Below are 17,746 nucleotides of genomic sequence, written 5' to 3' on the forward strand. Positions count from 1 at the left end.
CCTATCGCGCCGCATCCATCAATTCGCGCATCCGGCGGATCGCGCCTTCAAGCCCGACGAACACCGCCTCGCCGATCAGGTAGTGGCCGATGTTGAGTTCCGCGATCTGGGGTATGGCGGCGATCGGCTGGACGTTCTCGAAGGTGAGGCCGTGGCCTGCATGCGGCTCGATCCCGTTCTTGGCGGCCAGCGCAGCCATGTCGGTGATGCGGCGCAATTCGCGCGTCACCCGCTCGCCATCGCCATCGAGGAAGGCGTGGGCATATTCGCCGGTGTGAAATTCCACCACCGGCGCGCCGAGGCGCAGGGCAGCGTCCAATTGCCGCTCGTCGGCCTCAATGAACAACGAGACCCGGATGCCTGCCGCGCGCAGTTCCTCGCAGATGGGGACGAGGGTGTTGTGCATCCCCGCTGCATCCAGCCCGCCTTCGGTGGTGCGCTCCTCGCGCTTTTCGGGGACGATGCAAGCGGCGTGGGGCTTGTGACGCAAGGCGATGGACAGCATCTCGGGCGTGGCGGCCATTTCGAGGTTGAGCGGCAGATCGGTCGCCGCCTGAATCCGCGCCAGATCCTCGTCGCGGATATGGCGGCGGTCTTCGCGCAGGTGCGCCGTGATGCCGTCGCCGCCCACAGCCGCGACGATTTCTGCCGCGCGCACCGGGTCGGGATGATCCCCGCCGCGCGCATTGCGGATCGTGGCGACGTGATCGATGTTCACGCCAAGACGAAGGTGATGGGAGTTGGTCAGGGTCATTCCTTCCGGCTGCCGGGCTTTGTCACTTCTACGGCAGCCAGTGCGGCCGGGATGTTGTTTTCGTCATAGGTCGGAAAATCAATGGCGAGCAGCGGGTAGAACGGCACGCCGAGATCGACCGAACCGCAAGACCGGTCGATGATCGCGCATTCGGCGATCACCTCGGCGCCCTCGCGTGCGACCGCGGCGATGGCTTCGCGGCTGGACAGCCCGGTGGTCACGACATCCTCGACCATCAGCACCTTCGCACCGGGGGTGAGGGCAAATCCGCGGCGCAAGTGGAAGGTGCCTTCGGGCCGTTCGAGGAACAGTGCGTCCTTGCCCAGCGCCCGGCCGACTTCATGGCCGATGATGATCCCGCCCATCGCCGGGGAGACAACGACATCGACCTTTGCAAGCACGTCGGAAGGGATCCCGGCGACCACCGCTTCGGCAAGACGGGCGGCCCTTGCGGGGTTCATCAGCACGCGGGCGCATTGCAGATAATGTCCGCTGTGTCGGCCCGAGGAGAGCTTGAAATGGCCTTCAAGCAGCGCGCCCGAGCTGCGGAACTCCGCCAGAACTTCCTCTTGCGTCACGAACCAACTCCTTAGAAACTATAAGGGAAACTGCCGGATTGCGCAGGCTACATGGCGCCTTGCATAATTTTCTCCCTAGAAGCGCTTGAGGCCCTCGGCAAGCGGGGCTAAGGGCGGTGACTGAAGCTGGCCCCAGGGCTGGCTAAACGCTGTCTGCTGCATGATCTCAGGGGGGATCGTTCGTGGCGGGCGGTATGGGATCAGATTCGAACCACTTGGACACATATGTTGGGTCAGAGGCACACCCGTATGAAAAAGGCTATTCTGGCGGCGCTTGCTGCCGCGCTCGCGGCGTTCGCGCCGGCGGGCCTTGCGGCGCAGGATGCTGCCGCCGTTCCCGCTCCCGTCGCTGTTGAAGCGCCTGCGGCTGACGCTGCTGCTGCGGCCCCGGCCGAAGCGACCAGCGCCTACACCCCGATGGCCCCGACCAAGGGCAAGGGCATGCCGACCGACCCGCGCACCGGCGAACCGGGCGCGATGGCCAAGAGCCTGACCTTCCAGGACCAGTATTCGGACAATGGCGATTATGCCTTGTGGATGCATGATGTGATCCTGCTTCCGGTGATCACCGTCATCAGCCTGTTCGTGCTCGGCCTGCTGCTTTATGTGGTGGTACGTTTCAACCGCCGCGCCAACCCGGTTGCATCGAAGACGACCCACAACACCATGATCGAAGTGGTGTGGACGATCGTGCCGGTGATCATCCTGGTGGTGATCGCGGTGCCGTCCATCACTCTGCTGGCGCGCCAGTACGAAACCCCGCCTGCCGATGCGGTCACCATCAAGGCGACCGGCTATCAGTGGTACTGGGGCTACACCTATCCCGACCATGGCGAGATCGAGATCATTTCGAACATGCTCGATGAAGCCGAGGCCGTGCGTCGCGGTGAGCCGGGCCAGCTGGCGGTCGATAACCGGATGGTTGTGCCGGCCGGCGTTCCGCTGCGCATCCAGACCACCGCGACCGACGTGATCCACGCCTTTGCCGTGCCGTCGTTGTGGTTCAAGATGGACGCGGTGCCGGGCCGTCTCAACGAAAAGCTCCTGACCATCCGCGAGCCGGGCGTCTATTACGGCCAGTGCTCGGAACTTTGCGGTGCGCGTCACGCCTATATGCCGATCGCGATCGAGGCGCTCCCGCCCGAGGAATTCGCGGCATGGGTTGCAGCGCAGGGCGGCACGATGCCGGGCGCTGAAGAGGCACCGGCCGCCGAAGCCGCGCCCGAGCAGGTCGCTGCGCTGACCGCCCGTTGAGACAGACAAACGAATACAAGCTGAGAGTATCAGACCATGGCAACCACCGCTGAAGGCTTCGACGTCCACCACGATCATTCCCACGACGGGCATGATCACGCGGATCCCAAGCCGGGCTTTTTCGCCCGCTGGTTCATGTCGACCAACCACAAGGACATCGGCACGATGTACCTGATCTTCGCGATCATCGCGGGGATCATCGGTGGTGCCATTTCGGGCATCATGCGTGTCGAGCTGGCCGAGCCGGGTATCCAGTACCTGCAGTGGTGGGCCCAGTTCATGGGCGGCGGCAATGATCTGAACACCGCGCTGCACATGTGGAACGTGTTCATCACCGCCCACGGCCTCATCATGGTGTTCTTCATGGTCATGCCGGCCATGATCGGCGGCTTCGGCAACTGGTTCGTGCCGCTGATGATCGGCGCGCCGGACATGGCTTTCCCGCGCATGAACAATGTCAGCTTCTGGCTGACCGTGGCGGGCTTCTTCAGCCTGCTGTTCTCGCTGTTCGTTCCCGGCGGTTCCGGCCCCGGTGCGGGTACCGGCTGGACGGTCTATGCGCCGCTTTCCACCAGCGGTTCGGTCGGCCCGGCGGTCGACTTCGCGATCTTCTCGCTGCACCTGTCGGGCGCCGGTTCGATCCTGGGTGCGACCAACTTCATCACCACCATCTTCAACATGCGTGCGCCGGGGATGACCCTGCACAAAATGCCGCTGTTCGTGTGGTCGGTGCTGGTTACCGCATTCCTTCTTCTGCTGGCGCTTCCCGTCCTGGCAGCTGCCATTACCATGCTGCTGACCGACCGCAATTTCGGCACGACCTTCTTCGATCCGGCGGGCGGCGGTGATCCGGTGCTCTACCAGCACCTGTTCTGGTTCTTCGGCCACCCCGAAGTCTACATCATGATCCTGCCGGGCTTTGGCATGATCAGCCAGATCGTGGCGACCTTCAGCCGCAAGCCGGTGTTCGGTTACCTCGGCATGGCCTATGCGATGGTCGCGATCGGCGTGGTCGGCTTCATCGTCTGGGCGCACCACATGTACACCGTGGGCCTCGACGTGAACACGAAGATGTACTTTACGGCGGCGACCATGGTGATCGCGGTGCCGACCGGCGTGAAGATCTTCAGCTGGATCGCGACGATGTGGGGCGGCAGCCTCCAGTTCAAGTCGCCGATGGTCTGGTCGCTGGGCTTCATCTTCCTGTTCACCGTCGGCGGCGTGACCGGCGTGGTGCTCGCCAATGGCGGGATCGACGACAACCTGCACGACACCTACTACGTGGTCGCTCACTTCCACTACGTGCTGTCGATGGGCGCGGTGTTCTCGATGTTCGCGGGCTTCTACTACTGGTTCCCGAAGATGAGCGGACGGATGCACAGCGAGCTGCTGTCGCACGTCCACTTCTGGACCTTCTTCATCGGCGTGAACGTGATCTTCTTCCCGCAGCACTTCCTGGGGATGCAGGGGATGCCGCGCCGTTACCCCGACTATCCGGAAGCCTACACCTACTGGCACGAGATCAGCACCTTCGGGTACTACATCATGGCCGGTTCGATGGTGTTCTTCTTCGTCAACATCCTCTACGCGCTGGTTGCCGGCAAGAAGGCCGAAGCCAACCCGTGGGGCGAAGGTGCGACGACGCTCGAATGGACCCTGCCGAGCCCGCCGCCCTACCACCAGTTCGAAACGCTGCCGGTCATCACCGACAGCATGGACTACCACGATCACCGTCCGGCGACGGCCTGATCGGCTCCCTGACCGGAGCATGAGCAAAAGGGGGGAGCGCGGCTGACAGTCCGCGCTCCTTGCCCATCAAGCAGACGAGGCCATGGCAAGCACCGCACCACAGACCACAGCGCAGACCCTGCCGACGGAATGGCGTGATTTCTTCGCGCTGACCAAGCCGCGGGTGATGACGCTCGTGATCTTCACCGCGATCTGCGGTGTGCTGGCAGCGCCCGGTTCGATCCACCCGGTGATCGCCTTCACCGCGATCCTTGCCATTGCGATGGGCGCGGGCGGTTCGGCGGTTCTCAACATGTGGTGGGAAGCCGACATCGACGCCGGCATGAAGCGCACCATGAACCGCCCGCTCCCGGGCGGCCGGATGCGACGCGAGGATGCGCGCGATTTCGGCATTTTCCTGTCGGCAGTATCGATCGTGCTGATGGGCCTGGCGGTCGGCTGGCTGGCTGCTTCCCTGCTGCTGGGCGCGATTATCTATTACGCGGTGATCTACACCATGTGGCTGAAGCCGCGCACCCCGCAGAACATCGTGATCGGCGGTGGTGCGGGCGCCTTTCCGCCGCTGATCGGCTGGGTCGCGGTGACGGGCGAGATCACCGCCATGCCGATCCTGCTGTTCGCGATCATCTTCTTCTGGACGCCGCCGCATTTCTGGGCGCTCGCTCTGTTCGTGCAGACCGATTACGCCAAGGTCGGCATTCCGATGCTGCCGGTGGTCGCGGGCGAAAAGGCCACGCGCCGGCAGATCATGCTCTACACCCTGCTGCTTGCGCCGATCACGGTTGCGCCCTGGTATATCGGCGGGACGAGCTGGATCTATGGCTCGGTCGCGGTGGTGCTGTCGGCGCTGTTCGTGCTGCTGGCCATGCCGGTCTTCACCCGGATGCGGGCCGAGACTGACGCGATGCTTCCCGAAAAGAAGCTGTTCAAGTTCTCGATCGTCTATCTCTTTGTCCTGTTCGCCGCACTCGTCGCGGACCGGGTCGCCTTCTATCAGGGGTGGATTGCATGACCCCTGAGGAAGAGCGTGAATTCATTCGCCGCCGCAAGGCGCGCAACTGGGTCGTCGCAGGCACGCTGATCTTCTTCGTCGTGCTGTTCTACGCGATTACGATCGTGCGCATCGGAGATGCCGGCTGATGGCGAGCGCTGCGCCCCTCACGGACGATACCGCCCGCCGCAATGCGCGCGTGGGGATGATGGCCTTTGCGGGCGCGTTGTTCATGCTCGGGCTCGGCTATGCGGCTGTGCCGCTGTACGAGATGTTCTGCCGCGTCACCGGGTTCGGCGGCACGACCATGACCGCGACCGAGAGCGATGCCGCCCGCGCTGCGGCCAATGCCACGGGCCAGACCATTTCGATCCGTTTCGACGCTTCGGCCGCAAGCGATATGCCGTGGACTTTCCGGCCTGCCCAGGCGACTGACACGATCACCATCGGTGAGCGCGATATCGCCACCTACATCGCGCGCAACGAAAGCTCTGTGCCGGTGACCGGGATGGCGACCTTCAACGTCACGCCGGAACAGGCCGGCAAGTATTTCAACAAGGTCCAGTGCTTCTGCTTTACCGAGCAGACGCTGATGCCGGGGCAGGAAGTCACCATGCCGGTGCTGTACTTCGTCGACCCGGCGATGCTTGACGATCCGAACATGACGGGTGTCGAACAGATCACCCTCAGCTATACTTTCCACCGCACGAAGACGCCGCAGCTTGCGGCTTCTGAGCGCACCAATTGATCCGCTAAACCCAGGGACGGGAACATCCACATGGCTGGCAAGGCAAACCACGATTACCATATCCTCGAACCCGATATCTGGCCGCTGGTCGGCTCGATCTCGGCGCTCACCTTCACCAGTGGCATGGTGCTGAGCTGGCACCCGGCGCTGTTCGGCAATGCCGCCAGCTTCGTGATGTGGGCGGGCCTGGCGGGCCTGATCGCGACCTTCTTCATGTGGTTCAAGAACATCGTCGTCGAGGCCGAGCGCGGCGATCATACTCCGGTGGTGCAGCTGCACATGCGCTACGGCATGATCCTGTTCATCGCGTCCGAAGTGATGTTCTTCGTCGGCTGGTTCTGGAGCTTCTTCGACTTCGCGCTGTTCCCGACGGCGCTGACCTATGATGCGGCGGCGGGCACCACCACCAGCCTGTTCGGCGAAGCGGGTGCGATCGCCAACTTCATCCCGCAGGGCATGGAGGTGCTGAACCCCTTCCAGCTGCCGCTGCTCAACACCATCATCCTGCTGTGTTCGGGCACCACAGTGACCTGGGCGCACCATTCGCTGATCCATGGTGATCGCACCGGCCTGAAGCAGGGCCTGTGGGCGACCATTGCGCTGGGCGTGCTGTTCAGCGGCATTCAGGCCTATGAATATGCGGTTGCGCCCTTCGGCTTTGGCGGCAACACCTACAGCTCGGCCTTCTACATGGCGACCGGCTTCCACGGGTTCCACGTGCTGATCGGGACGATCTTCCTCGCCGTGTGCCTCTATCGCAGCTACCTTGGCCACTTCACCCCGCGCCAGCACTTCGGCTTCGAAGCGGCGGCGTGGTACTGGCACTTCGTAGATGTGGTGTGGCTGTTCCTGTTCGTTGCCATCTATGTGTGGGGCGGCTGGGGCGCTGAATACCACTGATGCTGCCGGACGAAAGTCCGAAGGAACAGAAGGGGCAGCCGGGATTGTTCTCGGCTGCCCTTTCCGGTTTGTGTCCCCGCTGCGGCGCCAAGACATTGTTCGCCGCGCCTGCCGGGCTGGCAGAGGAATGCAGCGCCTGCGGGCTGGACTTTCTGGCGCTGGAGCGTGGCGGTAGGTTCGTGGGCGTGGTGACGATGCTGCTCGCGCTGGTGCTGATAATGGCGGCGCTCGGCGTGGACGAATGGCTAAGGCCGCCACTGTGGGCGAGCTTCCTGTTCTGGGCGCCAGTCACGGTGGGCAGCGTGATCGGCGTGCTTCGGCTCTACAAGACCATGTGGGTCTATCACCAATACGAAGAGAGCCAGCAGCCATGACCGCCCGCCACATTCCGGTAATCTCGGCCATCATCGTGATCGCGGCGGTGCTGACGATGATCGGCCTCGGCATCTGGCAACTCCAGCGCAAGCAGGAGAAAGAGGCGCTGATTGCGCTGTATTCTCGTTCGATTGGCAACAGCGCTGTTATCGATAAGTGGGGTAGCGATCCGTTCACTGCGGACCCGTCGTTCGCATATCGCCGGGTCGCAGGCGATTGTGTGCCGATTGGTGAACCACAGCTTGTCTCCGGTCGAAGCGCGTCGGGCCAACCCGGTCTCGTCGCGGCAGTGCCTTGCCGCATTTTTTCGGGCTTCGATCTTGCCGGAAGCTATGTTCTGGTTCTCGGCTGGACTGACAGCGTTGAAAAGATGAAGTGGGATGGCGGCAAGTTCACCGGGACGCTCGTGCCGACCATCAAGATGAATGTCATCCAGCCAGACGAAAGCGACAAAGGGTATGATCGCTTCGTCCACGCTGAATATCATATCGTTGCCGACCCGCCGGTCGCCGGATTGCAACCGATGGCCAAGCCCGATCCGGGCGATCTGCCCAACAACCATCTCGCCTATGCCGGGCAGTGGTTCTTCTTCGCGCTGACGGCGCTGGTCATCTACGTGCTGGCATTAAAGCGCCGTCGCCGCTAGGCGCTGTTCGCATATGCAATACGTCTCGACACGCGGCAGCGCACCGGCGCTCGATTTCGAAGGGGTGACGCTCGCGGGCCTCGCCAGCGACGGCGGCCTTTATGTTCCCGCCGAATGGCCGCGCTTCACCGAGGCCGAAATCCGGGCGATGCGGGGCCTTGCCTATCCCGATCTCGCCGCGCGCGTCATGGCGCCGTTCGTGGCGGGCAGCCTGACCGAGGACGAACTGCTTGCGCTTACGCACAAGGTCTATGGCGATTTCGGCCACGCCGCTGTCACGCCGCTGGTGCAGCTCGACGCGCAGCACTGGCTACTTGAGCTTTTTCACGGCCCGACGCTGGCGTTCAAGGACGTCGCGCTGCAACTGCTGGGCCGCCTGTTCGAGACCTTCCTCGAACGCCGGGGCGAGCGCCTCACCATCGTCGGCGCGACCAGCGGGGACACGGGATCGGCGGCGATCCAGGGGGTCGCCGGGCTGGAACGGGTGGAAATCTTCATGCTCCACCCCAAGGGCCGGGTGAGCGATGTGCAGCGCCGTCAGATGACCACGGTGCGTGCGCCGAACATCCATAATCTCGCGATCGAGGGCAGCTTCGATGACGCGCAGGCGCATGTGAAGCGGATGTTCACCGATGGCGACGTCACCACCACCTTGAACCTCGGCGCGGTCAATTCGATCAACTGGGCGCGGCTGATGGCGCAGGTGGTCTATTACTTCGCCTCCGCGCTGCAACTCGGCGCGCCGGACCGGACGGTGGCCTATTCGGTGCCGACCGGCAATTTCGGCGACGTCTTTGCAGGCTATGTCGCGGCGAAGATGGGGTTGCCGATCGAAAAGCTGATCGTCGCCACCAACATCAACGACATCCTCCACCGGGCGCTTTCGAACGGGGATTATTCGGCGGGCGGCGTGACCCCCACCATCACCCCCTCGATGGACATTCAGGTGTCGTCGAACTTCGAGCGCCTGCTGTTCGACGCTGGCGGGCGCGACGGCACAGCGATGGCGCAACAGATGCGCGCCTTCGAGGCGTCGAAGGCGATGCACCTCACCAACGCGCAGGCTGAAGGCGCGAGCGCGCTGTTCGCCTCGGCGCGGGCCGATCAGGTCGAAACCGCGCGCGCCTTGCAGTGGGCGTGGCGCAATGCCGGGCAGGTGATCGATCCGCACACCGGCGTCGGCCTGCATTGTGCGCTCGCGGTGGCAGCGACGGGAACGGTGGCGGCGGGCGTTCCGCTTGTCACGCTGGCGACCGCACATCCGGCCAAGTTCCCCGACGCTGTCGAGCGGGCTATCGGCGTGCGCCCGGCGCTACCGGCCCGCGTGGGCGACCTGTTCGGGCGTGAGGAGAGCTTTGTCGAGATCGCTGGCGATTACGCCGCCACCCGTGACTACGTGCTCGGCCACGCCGGACAAGCCTGATGGCAACCCTCGTCCAGCAACCGCTGGTGATGATGTGCGAGGGGTGGGATTCCTATCGCCTCATCGACAGCGGCGCGGGGCGCAAGTGGGAGAGCTTCGGCTCCCATTCCTTCATCCGCCCCGAACCGCAGGCCATGTGGCAGCCGCGCCTTCCTGATTGGCCCGCGGCGGGCGAGTTCATCCCCGGATCGGACGAGGACGGCGGCGGACGCTGGAACTTTACTGAACGCCTGCCGGACGAAGGCTGGGAGCTGGGCTGGAACGAGGTGCGCTTCACCGCGCGGCCCACGCCCTTTCGGCACCTGCAATTCTTCCCCGACATGGCCCCGGTGTGGGACTGGATGCGTGGGCAGTTGGATGGGCTGACCGAGGCGGAAACCCTCAACCTGTTCGGCTATACCGGCCTCGGCACGTTGGCGCTGTCACGGCACGGCAAGGTGACGCATGTCGATGCTTCCAAGAAATCCGTGGCGCAGGCGCGCGAGAATGCCGCGCTGTCGGGCATGGCGGACAGGCCGATCCGCTGGCTGACCGACGACGCGGCGAAGTTCAGCGCGCGCGAAGTGCGGCGCGGGCGGCGCTATGACGGGATCATCCTCGATCCGCCCAAGTTCGGGCGCGGGCCGGATGGCGAGGTATGGCGGCTGGAGGAACATCTGCCTGGTCTGATCGCCGACTGCGCCAAGCTGCTTGATGCCGACAGCCGATTCCTGTTCCTCACTGTTTATGCCGTGCGCATGAGCAGTCTTGCGATTGCCGGGCTGCTGCAAGAGGCGCTCGGACACCTGCCCGGCCAGATCGAGCATGGCGACCTTGCCGTGCGCGAGGAGGGCCAAAGTGACAAGACGCGCGGGCGCCTGCTCCCCACAGCGATTTTCGCGCGCTGGTCGAATCCGCGCTAAGGGCCGCCCGCATGACCTCCCGCACCGATTCGCTCACCCTTGAAGTCAACGATCTCGTCGTCGATGTCCTGACCGGCATCTATTCCGAGGAGACCGGCAAGCCCCAGCCGCTGCGCATCTCGATCGCGGCGCGCTATGCCGTGGCTGACCGCTATGATCCCGATACGCCGCTCGATGCGTCCAAGAACTATATGGACCTCAAATTCGCAGCGTCCGGCGGATTGCCGCAAGGCTTGCATTTCAAGCTGATCGAGGCGGTGGCCGATCACATCTGCGAAACCCTGTTCGTGCAGGACGCGAAGGTTGAGGCGGTGACGGTCAAGATCGTCAAGCTCGCCATCGCCGAAGCGGGCGAAGAGATCGGCATTACGCTCCACCGCGTCCGTCGCCCCGAACACGGGGGCTGAGCGGGTGCAGCGCCAGCTTGAGGTCGACCTGCTGCCGGAAGGGGCGATGGATGCCGCCACGGCCTTTATGGCCTTCCATCTTGAGGCGGCCCGCGCGGCTCTGGCCGATTCCGAAACCACCGCGCTCGCGATCATCCTGCCGCCAGCCGGTCACGAGCATGGCGATTGGCGCCTGGCGCTGGCCCGCGATCTGGCGCGAGAGGCAGCGCCCAAGCGGGTCAATGTGGTCGCAGGCCTGCCGGGTGACGCGCTCACGGCGTGCTTACGCTTTTTGTCAGATGCACCGGGGGTGACAGGGCATTATCTGTCGTGCGATGAATGACAATGTGCCGACCTCCGCGACCCGCAAGCCCGATCTGATCCTGCTGCGCGATCCCGCCACCGCGCCGGCGCCGCTGGTCGACGGCTTCCAGCGCCGCATCACCTATCTCCGCCTGTCGGTGACCGACCGCTGCGACCTCAGGTGTTCCTATTGCATGCCCGAACGCATGACCTTCCTTCCCAAGAAGGAAGTGCTGAGCCTTGAGGAACTCTATGATCTTGCCACCGGCTTCATCGCCCGCGGCGTCACCAAGATCCGCATCACCGGGGGCGAGCCGCTGGTGCGGCGCGACATCATCGACCTGTTCAGCGCGCTGGGCCGCAGGCTGGGGCATGATCTTGCCGAACTGACGCTCACCACCAATGGCACCCAGCTGGCCACCCACGCCGAGGCGCTGGCCAAGGCGGGGGTCAAGCGGGTCAATGTCTCGCTCGATACGCTCGACCGGGAGCGGTTTGCGCAGCTTACCCGGCGCGACAGTCTGCCGCAGGTGCTCGATGGGATCGCGGCGGCAAAGGCGGCGGGGCTGAAGGTCAAGCTGAACGCCGTGGCGCTGAAGGGCGTGAACGCGGACGAACTGCCTGATCTCATCGCATGGGCGCATGGGGAAGGCCATGATGTCACCCTGATCGAGGTCATGCCGCTCGGTGATGTCGAGGAGGAGCGGCTCGATCAGTATCTGCCGCTCGATGATGTGCGCGCCCGATTGGAACAACGCTGGACGCTCAAGGACATCGCTTTTTCTACCGGCGGCCCGGCGCGTTATGTCGAAGTGGCGGAAACCGGCGGCAGGCTGGGTTTCATTACCCCTCACACCGGCAATTTCTGTTCGGGCTGCAACCGCCTGCGCGTGACCGCGACCGGCCAGCTCTACCCCTGCCTTGGTGGAGGCGAGCGGGTCGATCTGCGTGCGGCGCTGCGTTCCGACGATCCCGAGACCCGGTTGGCAGAGGCGCTCAATGAAGCGCTCAGGATCAAGCCGGAGAAACACCATTTCCGCATGGACGCGCGCGGGGCGGCCCCGGCGCTGGCGCGGCATATGTCGATGACCGGGGGCTAGGCGCGTGGTGACAGTCGTTCCTCTCGGCAAGCTTGCCGACCTAGCGGGGGCGCCTTCCCTCAGTCTGGCAGGCCCGCTGGACTGGGCGGGTCTGAAGGCTGCGCTCCCTGCGGCACTGGCCGAGGCGCTGGACGATCCGCGCAATCGCATTGCGGTCAACGGCGCATTGCTGGCCGACAAGGCGGCTTTGCGAGCCGATGAGGGTGACGAGATCGCTTTGCTCCCACCCGTATCGGGGGGCTGATGCGCGATATCCGCCTGCTCCACGAGCTGTTCCTTCCCGGCGCGCTGATCGGCCCGTTTACGCAGGCCAATCCGGGTCTGGGCGGGGTCTGCACCTTCGTGGGCGAGGTGCGTTACGATGATGGGGTCGAGGCGCTGGAACTGACCCATTACGAGCCGCTAACCCTGCCGGGGATGCACCAGCTGGCTGACCGGGCCTTCGAACGCTTCGATCTGATGGGCCTGCTGATGGTTCACCGCGTCGGGTTGATGCGCCCGGGCGAGCCGATCGTCTGCGTCTCCGCCGCTGCGCGCCACCGCCGCGACGCGATTGACGCGGTCGATTTCTGCATGGACCACCTGAAAAGCGCCGCGTGGTTCTGGAAACGCGAGAAGCGCGCCAGCGAAAGCGGCGATTCCACGTGGCACTGGATCGAGCCGCGCGAACAGGATCACAGCGATCTTGCAAGATGGTAAAACTGATTTGATCAGCGTCAAAGCGGGCCCGCCCGCCGCCCGGTAATTCTCCGTCCAACATTACGGAGGATCACCCATGAGCCATATCGTCCACGATCTTATCGCCCGCGGGGATGCCCGTGTTGTCGATCAGCCCGCCGATGCGCCCGTGCGCCATCAGGTCGAAGGCGACCGCAATTTCGGCCTGCCGAACGCGCTCTATGGCGCGACCATTGCCTGCTATCTCGGCTTTCTGGTGATTGTCGGCAGCGCCTTTGCCAACCCGGTGCTGGCCATTCCGATGGCGATCATCGTGTTCTTGATCGTCGCCGCCTTTGGCGTCCCGGCGATCTGGACGCGGCTGAAAGGCAATGCTTCCGAGCCGGCCACTCTCGGCGAGTTCGAGACCAACGGGATCATGACCAACACCGGTCGTCTGACCGCAGGCGAGGCCAGCGCGCAGGTTCTGGTCTTGCCGGTATTGCTGGTGATCTGGGGCATTGCCATCGCCGTGATCGCTGCCGTGGTGGCGTGAGCGGTTCCCACTTCCTCCCCTCGGGGCGGCAGCATTTCTCCCCGCTGCTGCCCCATCCTTTTTTTCAGAGTGTCGGCGCCACATCCGGTGGCACCAGGAAACCCCCTTACCGGCCCGAAATATCCTGAAGCAGCCCCGCATCGAGCAGTGCGATGCCGCGCTTCCCTTCGCGCCGGATCGCCCCCATGTCTTCGAGTTCGCCGAGTTTCCGGCTGACAGTCTCGATGGTGAGGCCGAGCATGTTGGCGATCTCGCCGCGGGTCAGCGGCAGTTCGAAGAACGGAGCAAGATGGCACGAGCTTTCGCTGGCGGCGGCGGCAAAATCGTGGAGCAGGGCGGCGAGCCGTGCCTCGGCGCTGGCATGGCCGGTGAGTTCCAGCAGATTACGGGTCGCCAGCAGATCCGCCTGGCTGCGGCGCAGCAGCGCGCGGGCCAGCGCCGGGTAATCCTCGATCGCGCGTTCGATGTCGGCCTTTGCGAAAGTGCAAAGCCTGCTTTCGGTCAGCGCGACGACATCGTGATGGGCAAAGGGCGCGAACAATTCGCCGATGAAGCCTGCAGGGTGGACGAGGGCGAGGATCTGCTCATTGCCGTCCACGTCGATCGCCGAAACCTTCAGGGCGCCGGTCAGCAGCGTTGCACAGGCCGCCTCCTCGTCACCGGCGGCAAACAGCATCTCTCCGCGTTTCAGAACGCGCGTGCGCCCGGCCGCGGCCATCGCGTCGCGTTCTTCCGTGGTCAGCACTGCACAGGCAGCGGTTTCCTTCACCGGGCAGGTGCTGCACGCGAGGTTCATGATCCCATTGTCTCCCACAACCGCGCGATGCCCGCATCCTGACGGGCAAGCAGAGCGGCAATTTCAGCCTGTGCGGCGGCCAGCGCCGGGTCGGCGGCCAGCGCGGCGGCCGCCTCGGCCGCCAAGCTATCGATTTCGGCCAGCGTGGCCGAGGTTGCCCCGTGCTGCGCGTCCAGATCGGCCAGCGCCACCATGGCAGCGGCGCGGGCATTGCTTTCGAAGGGCTGGCCCGCAGCGGCGCGGGCCAGCGCCTGCGCGCGCGGTTCGGCCTGGAGGAAAGCAGCGTGGGACGCAGCGGCCTTGTCCCGCAAGGCGGCCAGCATGGCGGGACTGGTGTCGGGGCGATTCGCGGCCTCAGGCGCGGGCAAGGTGGCCTGGGTGACGGGCGCAGTCTCAAACGGGCGCTGCGCGAGCGAGGGATAGGCCCCTTTGCTCCCGGCGCAGCCCGTCAGCCCTGCCGCCAGCAGTCCGGCCACCATGATGTTTTTCAATTCGACACGCATAAAAATCCCATGTCCTGTTATCATGACACTCAGCCATGGCAAAGAGACCTAACAGAATCAGGGCTCATGCTTTTTGGTGATGTTTGGGCCTGCTCGGGCGTTGACTTGGCCGCGCCTTTCCACTAACGGCACGCATCTTTCCGGGCCTGCATCCTCGCATGCCCGGCACTGACGTTCGGTTGGCGTGGCGTGAACCATCCCTGCCGAACCTGCACAGACAAGAGAGTTTAAAGCCATGTTCGCTGTAGTGCGCACGGGCGGCAAGCAATATCGGGTTGCCGCCGGAGACAAGATTGCCGTTGAAAAGCTCGCAGGCGAAGCCGGCGACACGATCACGCTGGGCGATGTCCTGCTGGCCGGTGAAGGTGAAACCCTCGCCGATGCCAAGGCGGTGACCGTCTCGGCCGAGATCATCGCCCAGGCCAAGAGCGAAAAGGTGGTGGTCTTCAAGAAGCGCCGCCGTCACAACTATCGCCGCAAGAACGGCCACCGCCAGCAGATGACTCTGCTGCGCATCACCGCCGTCGGCGCGGCTGCCGCCGAAAAGCCGGCCAAGAAGGCCGCTGCCAAGAAGACCAAGACCGAAGCCGCCGAAGCGGCTGCCTCGGCCGAATAAGGAGCGACTGAACCATGGCACACAAGAAAGCAGGCGGTTCGTCGCGCAACGGTCGTGATTCGGCCGGTCGTCGCCTTGGCGTGAAGAAGTTCGGCGGTCAGGAAGTGATCGGCGGCAACATCATTATCCGTCAGCGCGGCACCCGCGTCTATCCGGGCGTGAACGTGGGCATGGGCAAGGACCACACCCTCTATGCGCTCGCGGAAGGCGTTGTGCGATTCCATGCAGGCAAGCTCGGCCGCAAATACGTCAGCGTAGACGCGATGGCCGAAGCCGCCGAATAAGCGGACGATTCGCTAAAGGGATCGTCCGCAAGGATGGTCCCGGCGGGTGCCTTGCCCTCAAGCAGCAAAGCGATAGGGCAACAAAGGCAACCTGCACATGAGGGAGATGGGACCGTCCTCAGTCGAGGGGGTCCGTCTCCCTTTTCGCATTCTCCCTCGAAGAAACCTGCGAAATCCTAAGGTTTCGCGGCCTTAAAATTGTCACGCGCTGCGCCTAAGGGCGACGCGGGGCGAGGAAGGGAGAAGTCTCGTGTTCCATCGCACGGCTAGACTGCTGCTCCGGCCGATCTGGCCCGAGGACAGCCAGGCGCTGTTTGCCGGCATCGCTGACGAAGGCGTGGTGCGCAATCTCGCCAGCGCGCCCTGGCCCTATCGCGAGCAGGACGCGCGCGATTTCGTCGCGCTGCCCGCCGATCCGCTCGCGCCCCGTTTCCTGATCACTCGCGCCGCCGATGCGCAGGTGGTGGGCTGCACCGGCCTTGGCCCGGCTGATGATGCGGGCAGGGGTGCGGACGCGCCGCTGGAACTCGGTTACTGGATCGCGCGCCCGCATTGGGGACAGGGTTATGCCACCGAAGCCGGGGCCGCAGTGCTTGCGATGGCCACCATGCTCGGCCACCGCGAACTCATTGCGTCGCATTTTCTCGACAACCCGGCTTCAGGCAAGGTATTGAGAAAACTGGGGTTCGAGCCGACCGGACGGGTCGAAGATCGCTGGTCGTGCGGCCGTGGCGGCCATGCGCCAGCGGTGCTCTACCGCCGCCTGCTGGCTGCCCCCGAAGAACCCTGCGCCCGCGCTGCCTGAGCCGTGTTCCGGCGCGCTTGTTCGCAGGCGCAAATCGGATTAGGGCAACGGGACTATGGTCAGCCGCAAGAGATTGACGCCGGAGGAATCGCGCAGCACCGCGCTCGCTGCTGCGCGCGCCTTGTTGATCGAAACAGGCCCGCAATCGGTGACGCTCAAGGCCGTATCGGCGCGTATCGGGCGCACCCATGCCAATCTTCTGCACCACTTCGGCTCGGCCTCGGGCTTGCAGAAGGCGCTGGCCGAACATCTCGCCCGCTCGGTGTGTGACACCATCATCGAAGCCGTGCGCGCCAGCCGTGCGGGGCTGGGTTCGGCGCGTGAAGTGGCCGATCTTGCCTTCGATGCCTTTGACCGCGAAGGGGCGGGGGCGCTGACCAGTTGGATGCTGCTGACCGGCAACGAGGACGCACTCGATCCGATCATTTCGACCATTCATGATCTGGTCGACGAGCTCGCCCCGGAAGAGGCCGATCACGGCACCGGCGCGCAGACCATCCACCACGATACGCTGACACTGGTGCTGATGGCGCTGGGCGATGCGCTGATCGGCGGGGCGCTGGCCAAGTCGCTTGGCCTGACGCGCGATGCTGCACGTGAGCGTGCGACCGCGATGCTCGAAGCGAGCCTCGCCCGGCATCAGCAGCAGATCGCCTAGTTTTCCGGCGCGGTCACGCCTTCGCGCTGCCATTGGGGCAGGCTGGCAGGATCGAGGTTTTCCACCCTGAGGTGATCGACCGCCAGGCCAAGCTCTGGATAGGACACCACCCGCCGCGCTTCGTCCGAAGCGGCCAGCGGCACCACCACCAGCCGGCGGTTGACCTTCTGGCGCCAGTTCATTCGCGCGGTGTTTTCCTGCCCGACATAGCAGCCCTTGGTGAAGCTGACGCCGTTCAGTTCGACCGCATTGGTCTCCAGCCACAGGATATCGCCCAGTTCCGCGCGCCCTTCCGGCACGCCCAGCGACAGGCGATGGGCGAGCCATGCGGCATCGGCGCTGTCTGCACCCTCTGACGGGGCGAGCCAGCGATAGCCGAGCGCGGGCAAGCGCGGATCGGGCTCGGCGCCGGGGCGCGGCTGGAGGCTCCAGTGGACGGCGAGGGCGTCGTCGCGCCGGATCTCGATCTTGCGACGCAGGCGATACAGCGACAGGCGCTTGGCGAGATCATCCGCCAATGCCGCTTCGCAATCGAGCAGCAAGCCCGCAGGGTCGCGCCACACCAGAAAATCGAACAGATGCTTGCCCTGCGCGGAAAGCAGCGCGGCATAGCACGGTAGCGGCCCCTTCACGTCATTCGTCACGAGGCCCTGGAGGAAGGCGGCGACATCCTCTGCTTCATCGAGGGGCGAGAGGCGGATCAGGGCGCGTGCGTTCAGTTGCGTTGCCATCATGCGTGACAGATAGGATGGCATGTCGCTA

25 protein-coding genes are annotated in these 17,746 nt (G+C 64.5%); 20 read left to right on the forward strand and 5 right to left on the reverse strand.

Annotated elements, in window-relative coordinates; translation table 11 throughout:
* Window position 1: 1 nt before the first annotated feature.
* Both CHX26_RS07850 and pyrE read right to left on the reverse strand, forming a co-directional pair.
* The gene (locus CHX26_RS07850; RefSeq protein WP_104941888.1) at window positions 2-754 is read right to left on the reverse strand and encodes a pyridoxine 5'-phosphate synthase; all 753 of its coding nucleotides are present in this window, start codon (window positions 752-754) and stop codon (window positions 2-4) included.
* The gene (pyrE, locus tag CHX26_RS07855; RefSeq protein ID WP_104941889.1) at window positions 751-1,332 is read right to left on the reverse strand and encodes an orotate phosphoribosyltransferase; all 582 of its coding nucleotides are present in this window, start codon (window positions 1,330-1,332) and stop codon (window positions 751-753) included. Before pyrE ends, CHX26_RS07850 begins: the two co-directional genes overlap by 4 nt.
* Before the next feature lie 249 nt (window positions 1,333-1,581).
* Here pyrE and coxB point away from each other — a divergent pair, with 249 nt between their 5' ends.
* From coxB to CHX26_RS07930, 16 genes are all read left to right on the forward strand, one after another.
* The gene (gene coxB, locus CHX26_RS07860; protein WP_104941890.1) at window positions 1,582-2,586 is read left to right on the forward strand and encodes a cytochrome c oxidase subunit II; all 1,005 of its coding nucleotides are present in this window, start codon (window positions 1,582-1,584) and stop codon (window positions 2,584-2,586) included.
* Between the two features lie 36 nt (window positions 2,587-2,622).
* The gene (gene ctaD / locus CHX26_RS07865; protein WP_104941891.1) at window positions 2,623-4,335 is read left to right on the forward strand and encodes a cytochrome c oxidase subunit I; all 1,713 of its coding nucleotides are present in this window, start codon (window positions 2,623-2,625) and stop codon (window positions 4,333-4,335) included.
* 82 nt (window positions 4,336-4,417) lie between these two features.
* Window positions 4,418-5,347 carry a heme o synthase gene (locus CHX26_RS07870; protein ID WP_104941892.1) on the forward strand — a complete coding sequence of 310 codons (930 nt, stop codon included), beginning with the start codon at window positions 4,418-4,420 and terminating at the stop codon, window positions 5,345-5,347.
* A complete protein-coding gene (locus CHX26_RS16155) occupies window positions 5,344-5,475 on the forward strand; it encodes a hypothetical protein (RefSeq protein ID WP_257790838.1) in 132 nt (43 codons plus the stop codon). The genes CHX26_RS07870 and CHX26_RS16155 overlap by 4 nt, the downstream gene beginning before the upstream one ends.
* The gene (locus CHX26_RS07875) at window positions 5,475-6,074 is read left to right on the forward strand and encodes a cytochrome c oxidase assembly protein (protein WP_104941893.1); all 600 of its coding nucleotides are present in this window, start codon (window positions 5,475-5,477) and stop codon (window positions 6,072-6,074) included. Before CHX26_RS16155 ends, CHX26_RS07875 begins: the two co-directional genes overlap by 1 nt.
* Before the next feature lie 30 nt (window positions 6,075-6,104).
* Entirely contained in the window at window positions 6,105-6,974 is an 870-nt protein-coding gene (locus CHX26_RS07880; protein WP_104941894.1) for a cytochrome c oxidase subunit 3, read from the forward strand.
* A 95-nt stretch (window positions 6,975-7,069) separates the two neighbouring features.
* Window positions 7,070-7,348, forward strand: coding sequence for a DUF983 domain-containing protein (locus tag CHX26_RS07885; protein ID WP_233997074.1), 279 nt, complete (start codon window positions 7,070-7,072; stop codon window positions 7,346-7,348).
* Window positions 7,345-7,995 (forward strand): SURF1 family protein, encoded by a 651-nt coding sequence (locus CHX26_RS07890; protein WP_104941895.1) that lies wholly within the window; start codon window positions 7,345-7,347, stop codon window positions 7,993-7,995. Before CHX26_RS07885 ends, CHX26_RS07890 begins: the two co-directional genes overlap by 4 nt.
* A gap of 13 nt (window positions 7,996-8,008) precedes the next feature.
* Window positions 8,009-9,418, forward strand: coding sequence for a threonine synthase (gene thrC / locus CHX26_RS07895; protein WP_104941896.1), 1,410 nt, complete (start codon window positions 8,009-8,011; stop codon window positions 9,416-9,418).
* Window positions 9,418-10,320, forward strand: a complete 903-nt coding sequence (locus tag CHX26_RS07900) for a class I SAM-dependent methyltransferase (protein ID WP_104941897.1) — start codon at window positions 9,418-9,420, stop codon at window positions 10,318-10,320. Before thrC ends, CHX26_RS07900 begins: the two co-directional genes overlap by 1 nt.
* 11 nt (window positions 10,321-10,331) lie before the next feature.
* On the forward strand, window positions 10,332-10,727 hold the full coding sequence (locus CHX26_RS07905; protein ID WP_104941898.1) for a dihydroneopterin aldolase: 396 nt from the start codon (window positions 10,332-10,334) through the stop codon (window positions 10,725-10,727).
* Between the two features lie 4 nt (window positions 10,728-10,731).
* The gene (locus CHX26_RS07910; protein ID WP_104941899.1) at window positions 10,732-11,049 is read left to right on the forward strand and encodes a Rossmann fold domain-containing protein; all 318 of its coding nucleotides are present in this window, start codon (window positions 10,732-10,734) and stop codon (window positions 11,047-11,049) included.
* On the forward strand, window positions 11,042-12,109 hold the full coding sequence (moaA, locus tag CHX26_RS07915) for a GTP 3',8-cyclase MoaA (protein ID WP_104941900.1): 1,068 nt from the start codon (window positions 11,042-11,044) through the stop codon (window positions 12,107-12,109). The genes CHX26_RS07910 and moaA overlap by 8 nt, the downstream gene beginning before the upstream one ends.
* A 7-nt stretch (window positions 12,110-12,116) precedes the next feature.
* Complete coding sequence (locus tag CHX26_RS07920; protein WP_233997076.1) at window positions 12,117-12,353, forward strand: MoaD/ThiS family protein; 237 nt, start codon at window positions 12,117-12,119, stop codon at window positions 12,351-12,353.
* Window positions 12,353-12,808 carry a molybdenum cofactor biosynthesis protein MoaE gene (locus tag CHX26_RS07925; protein WP_104941902.1) on the forward strand — a complete coding sequence of 152 codons (456 nt, stop codon included), beginning with the start codon at window positions 12,353-12,355 and terminating at the stop codon, window positions 12,806-12,808. Before CHX26_RS07920 ends, CHX26_RS07925 begins: the two co-directional genes overlap by 1 nt.
* Before the next feature lie 76 nt (window positions 12,809-12,884).
* Window positions 12,885-13,322 carry a hypothetical protein gene (locus tag CHX26_RS07930; protein WP_104941903.1) on the forward strand — a complete coding sequence of 146 codons (438 nt, stop codon included), beginning with the start codon at window positions 12,885-12,887 and terminating at the stop codon, window positions 13,320-13,322.
* A 106-nt stretch (window positions 13,323-13,428) separates the two neighbouring features.
* On the opposite strand, the gene CHX26_RS07935 is transcribed toward CHX26_RS07930, so the two are convergent.
* Together CHX26_RS07935 and CHX26_RS15870 are read right to left on the reverse strand one after the other, a co-directional pair.
* The gene (locus CHX26_RS07935; RefSeq protein ID WP_104941904.1) at window positions 13,429-14,118 is read right to left on the reverse strand and encodes a Crp/Fnr family transcriptional regulator; all 690 of its coding nucleotides are present in this window, start codon (window positions 14,116-14,118) and stop codon (window positions 13,429-13,431) included.
* Entirely contained in the window at window positions 14,115-14,609 is a 495-nt protein-coding gene (locus CHX26_RS15870; protein ID WP_172449742.1) for a hypothetical protein, read from the reverse strand. The genes CHX26_RS07935 and CHX26_RS15870 overlap by 4 nt, the downstream gene beginning before the upstream one ends.
* 247 nt (window positions 14,610-14,856) lie before the next feature.
* Here CHX26_RS15870 and rplU point away from each other — a divergent pair, with 247 nt between their 5' ends.
* The 4 genes from rplU (at window position 14,857) to CHX26_RS07960 (ending at window position 16,984) form a co-directional block, all read left to right on the forward strand.
* Window positions 14,857-15,237 carry a 50S ribosomal protein L21 gene (rplU, locus tag CHX26_RS07945; protein WP_104941905.1) on the forward strand — a complete coding sequence of 127 codons (381 nt, stop codon included), beginning with the start codon at window positions 14,857-14,859 and terminating at the stop codon, window positions 15,235-15,237.
* 14 nt (window positions 15,238-15,251) lie between these two features.
* Window positions 15,252-15,521 carry a 50S ribosomal protein L27 gene (gene rpmA / locus CHX26_RS07950; protein WP_073974473.1) on the forward strand — a complete coding sequence of 90 codons (270 nt, stop codon included), beginning with the start codon at window positions 15,252-15,254 and terminating at the stop codon, window positions 15,519-15,521.
* Window positions 15,522-15,771: 250 nt separating this feature from the next.
* Window positions 15,772-16,326, forward strand: coding sequence for a GNAT family N-acetyltransferase (locus CHX26_RS07955; RefSeq protein WP_104941906.1), 555 nt, complete (start codon window positions 15,772-15,774; stop codon window positions 16,324-16,326).
* A gap of 55 nt (window positions 16,327-16,381) precedes the next feature.
* On the forward strand, window positions 16,382-16,984 hold the full coding sequence (locus tag CHX26_RS07960; protein ID WP_104941907.1) for a TetR family transcriptional regulator: 603 nt from the start codon (window positions 16,382-16,384) through the stop codon (window positions 16,982-16,984).
* Here the strand turns inward: CHX26_RS07960 and ygfZ are convergent.
* Window positions 16,981-17,718, reverse strand: a complete 738-nt coding sequence (ygfZ, locus tag CHX26_RS07965; RefSeq protein ID WP_104941908.1) for a CAF17-like 4Fe-4S cluster assembly/insertion protein YgfZ — start codon at window positions 17,716-17,718, stop codon at window positions 16,981-16,983. The genes CHX26_RS07960 and ygfZ overlap by 4 nt on opposite strands.
* Window positions 17,719-17,746 lie beyond the last annotated feature (28 nt).

Origin of the sequence: Porphyrobacter sp. HT-58-2 (genome assembly GCF_002952215.1) — a bacterium.
GTDB lineage: Bacteria > Pseudomonadota > Alphaproteobacteria > Sphingomonadales > Sphingomonadaceae > Erythrobacter.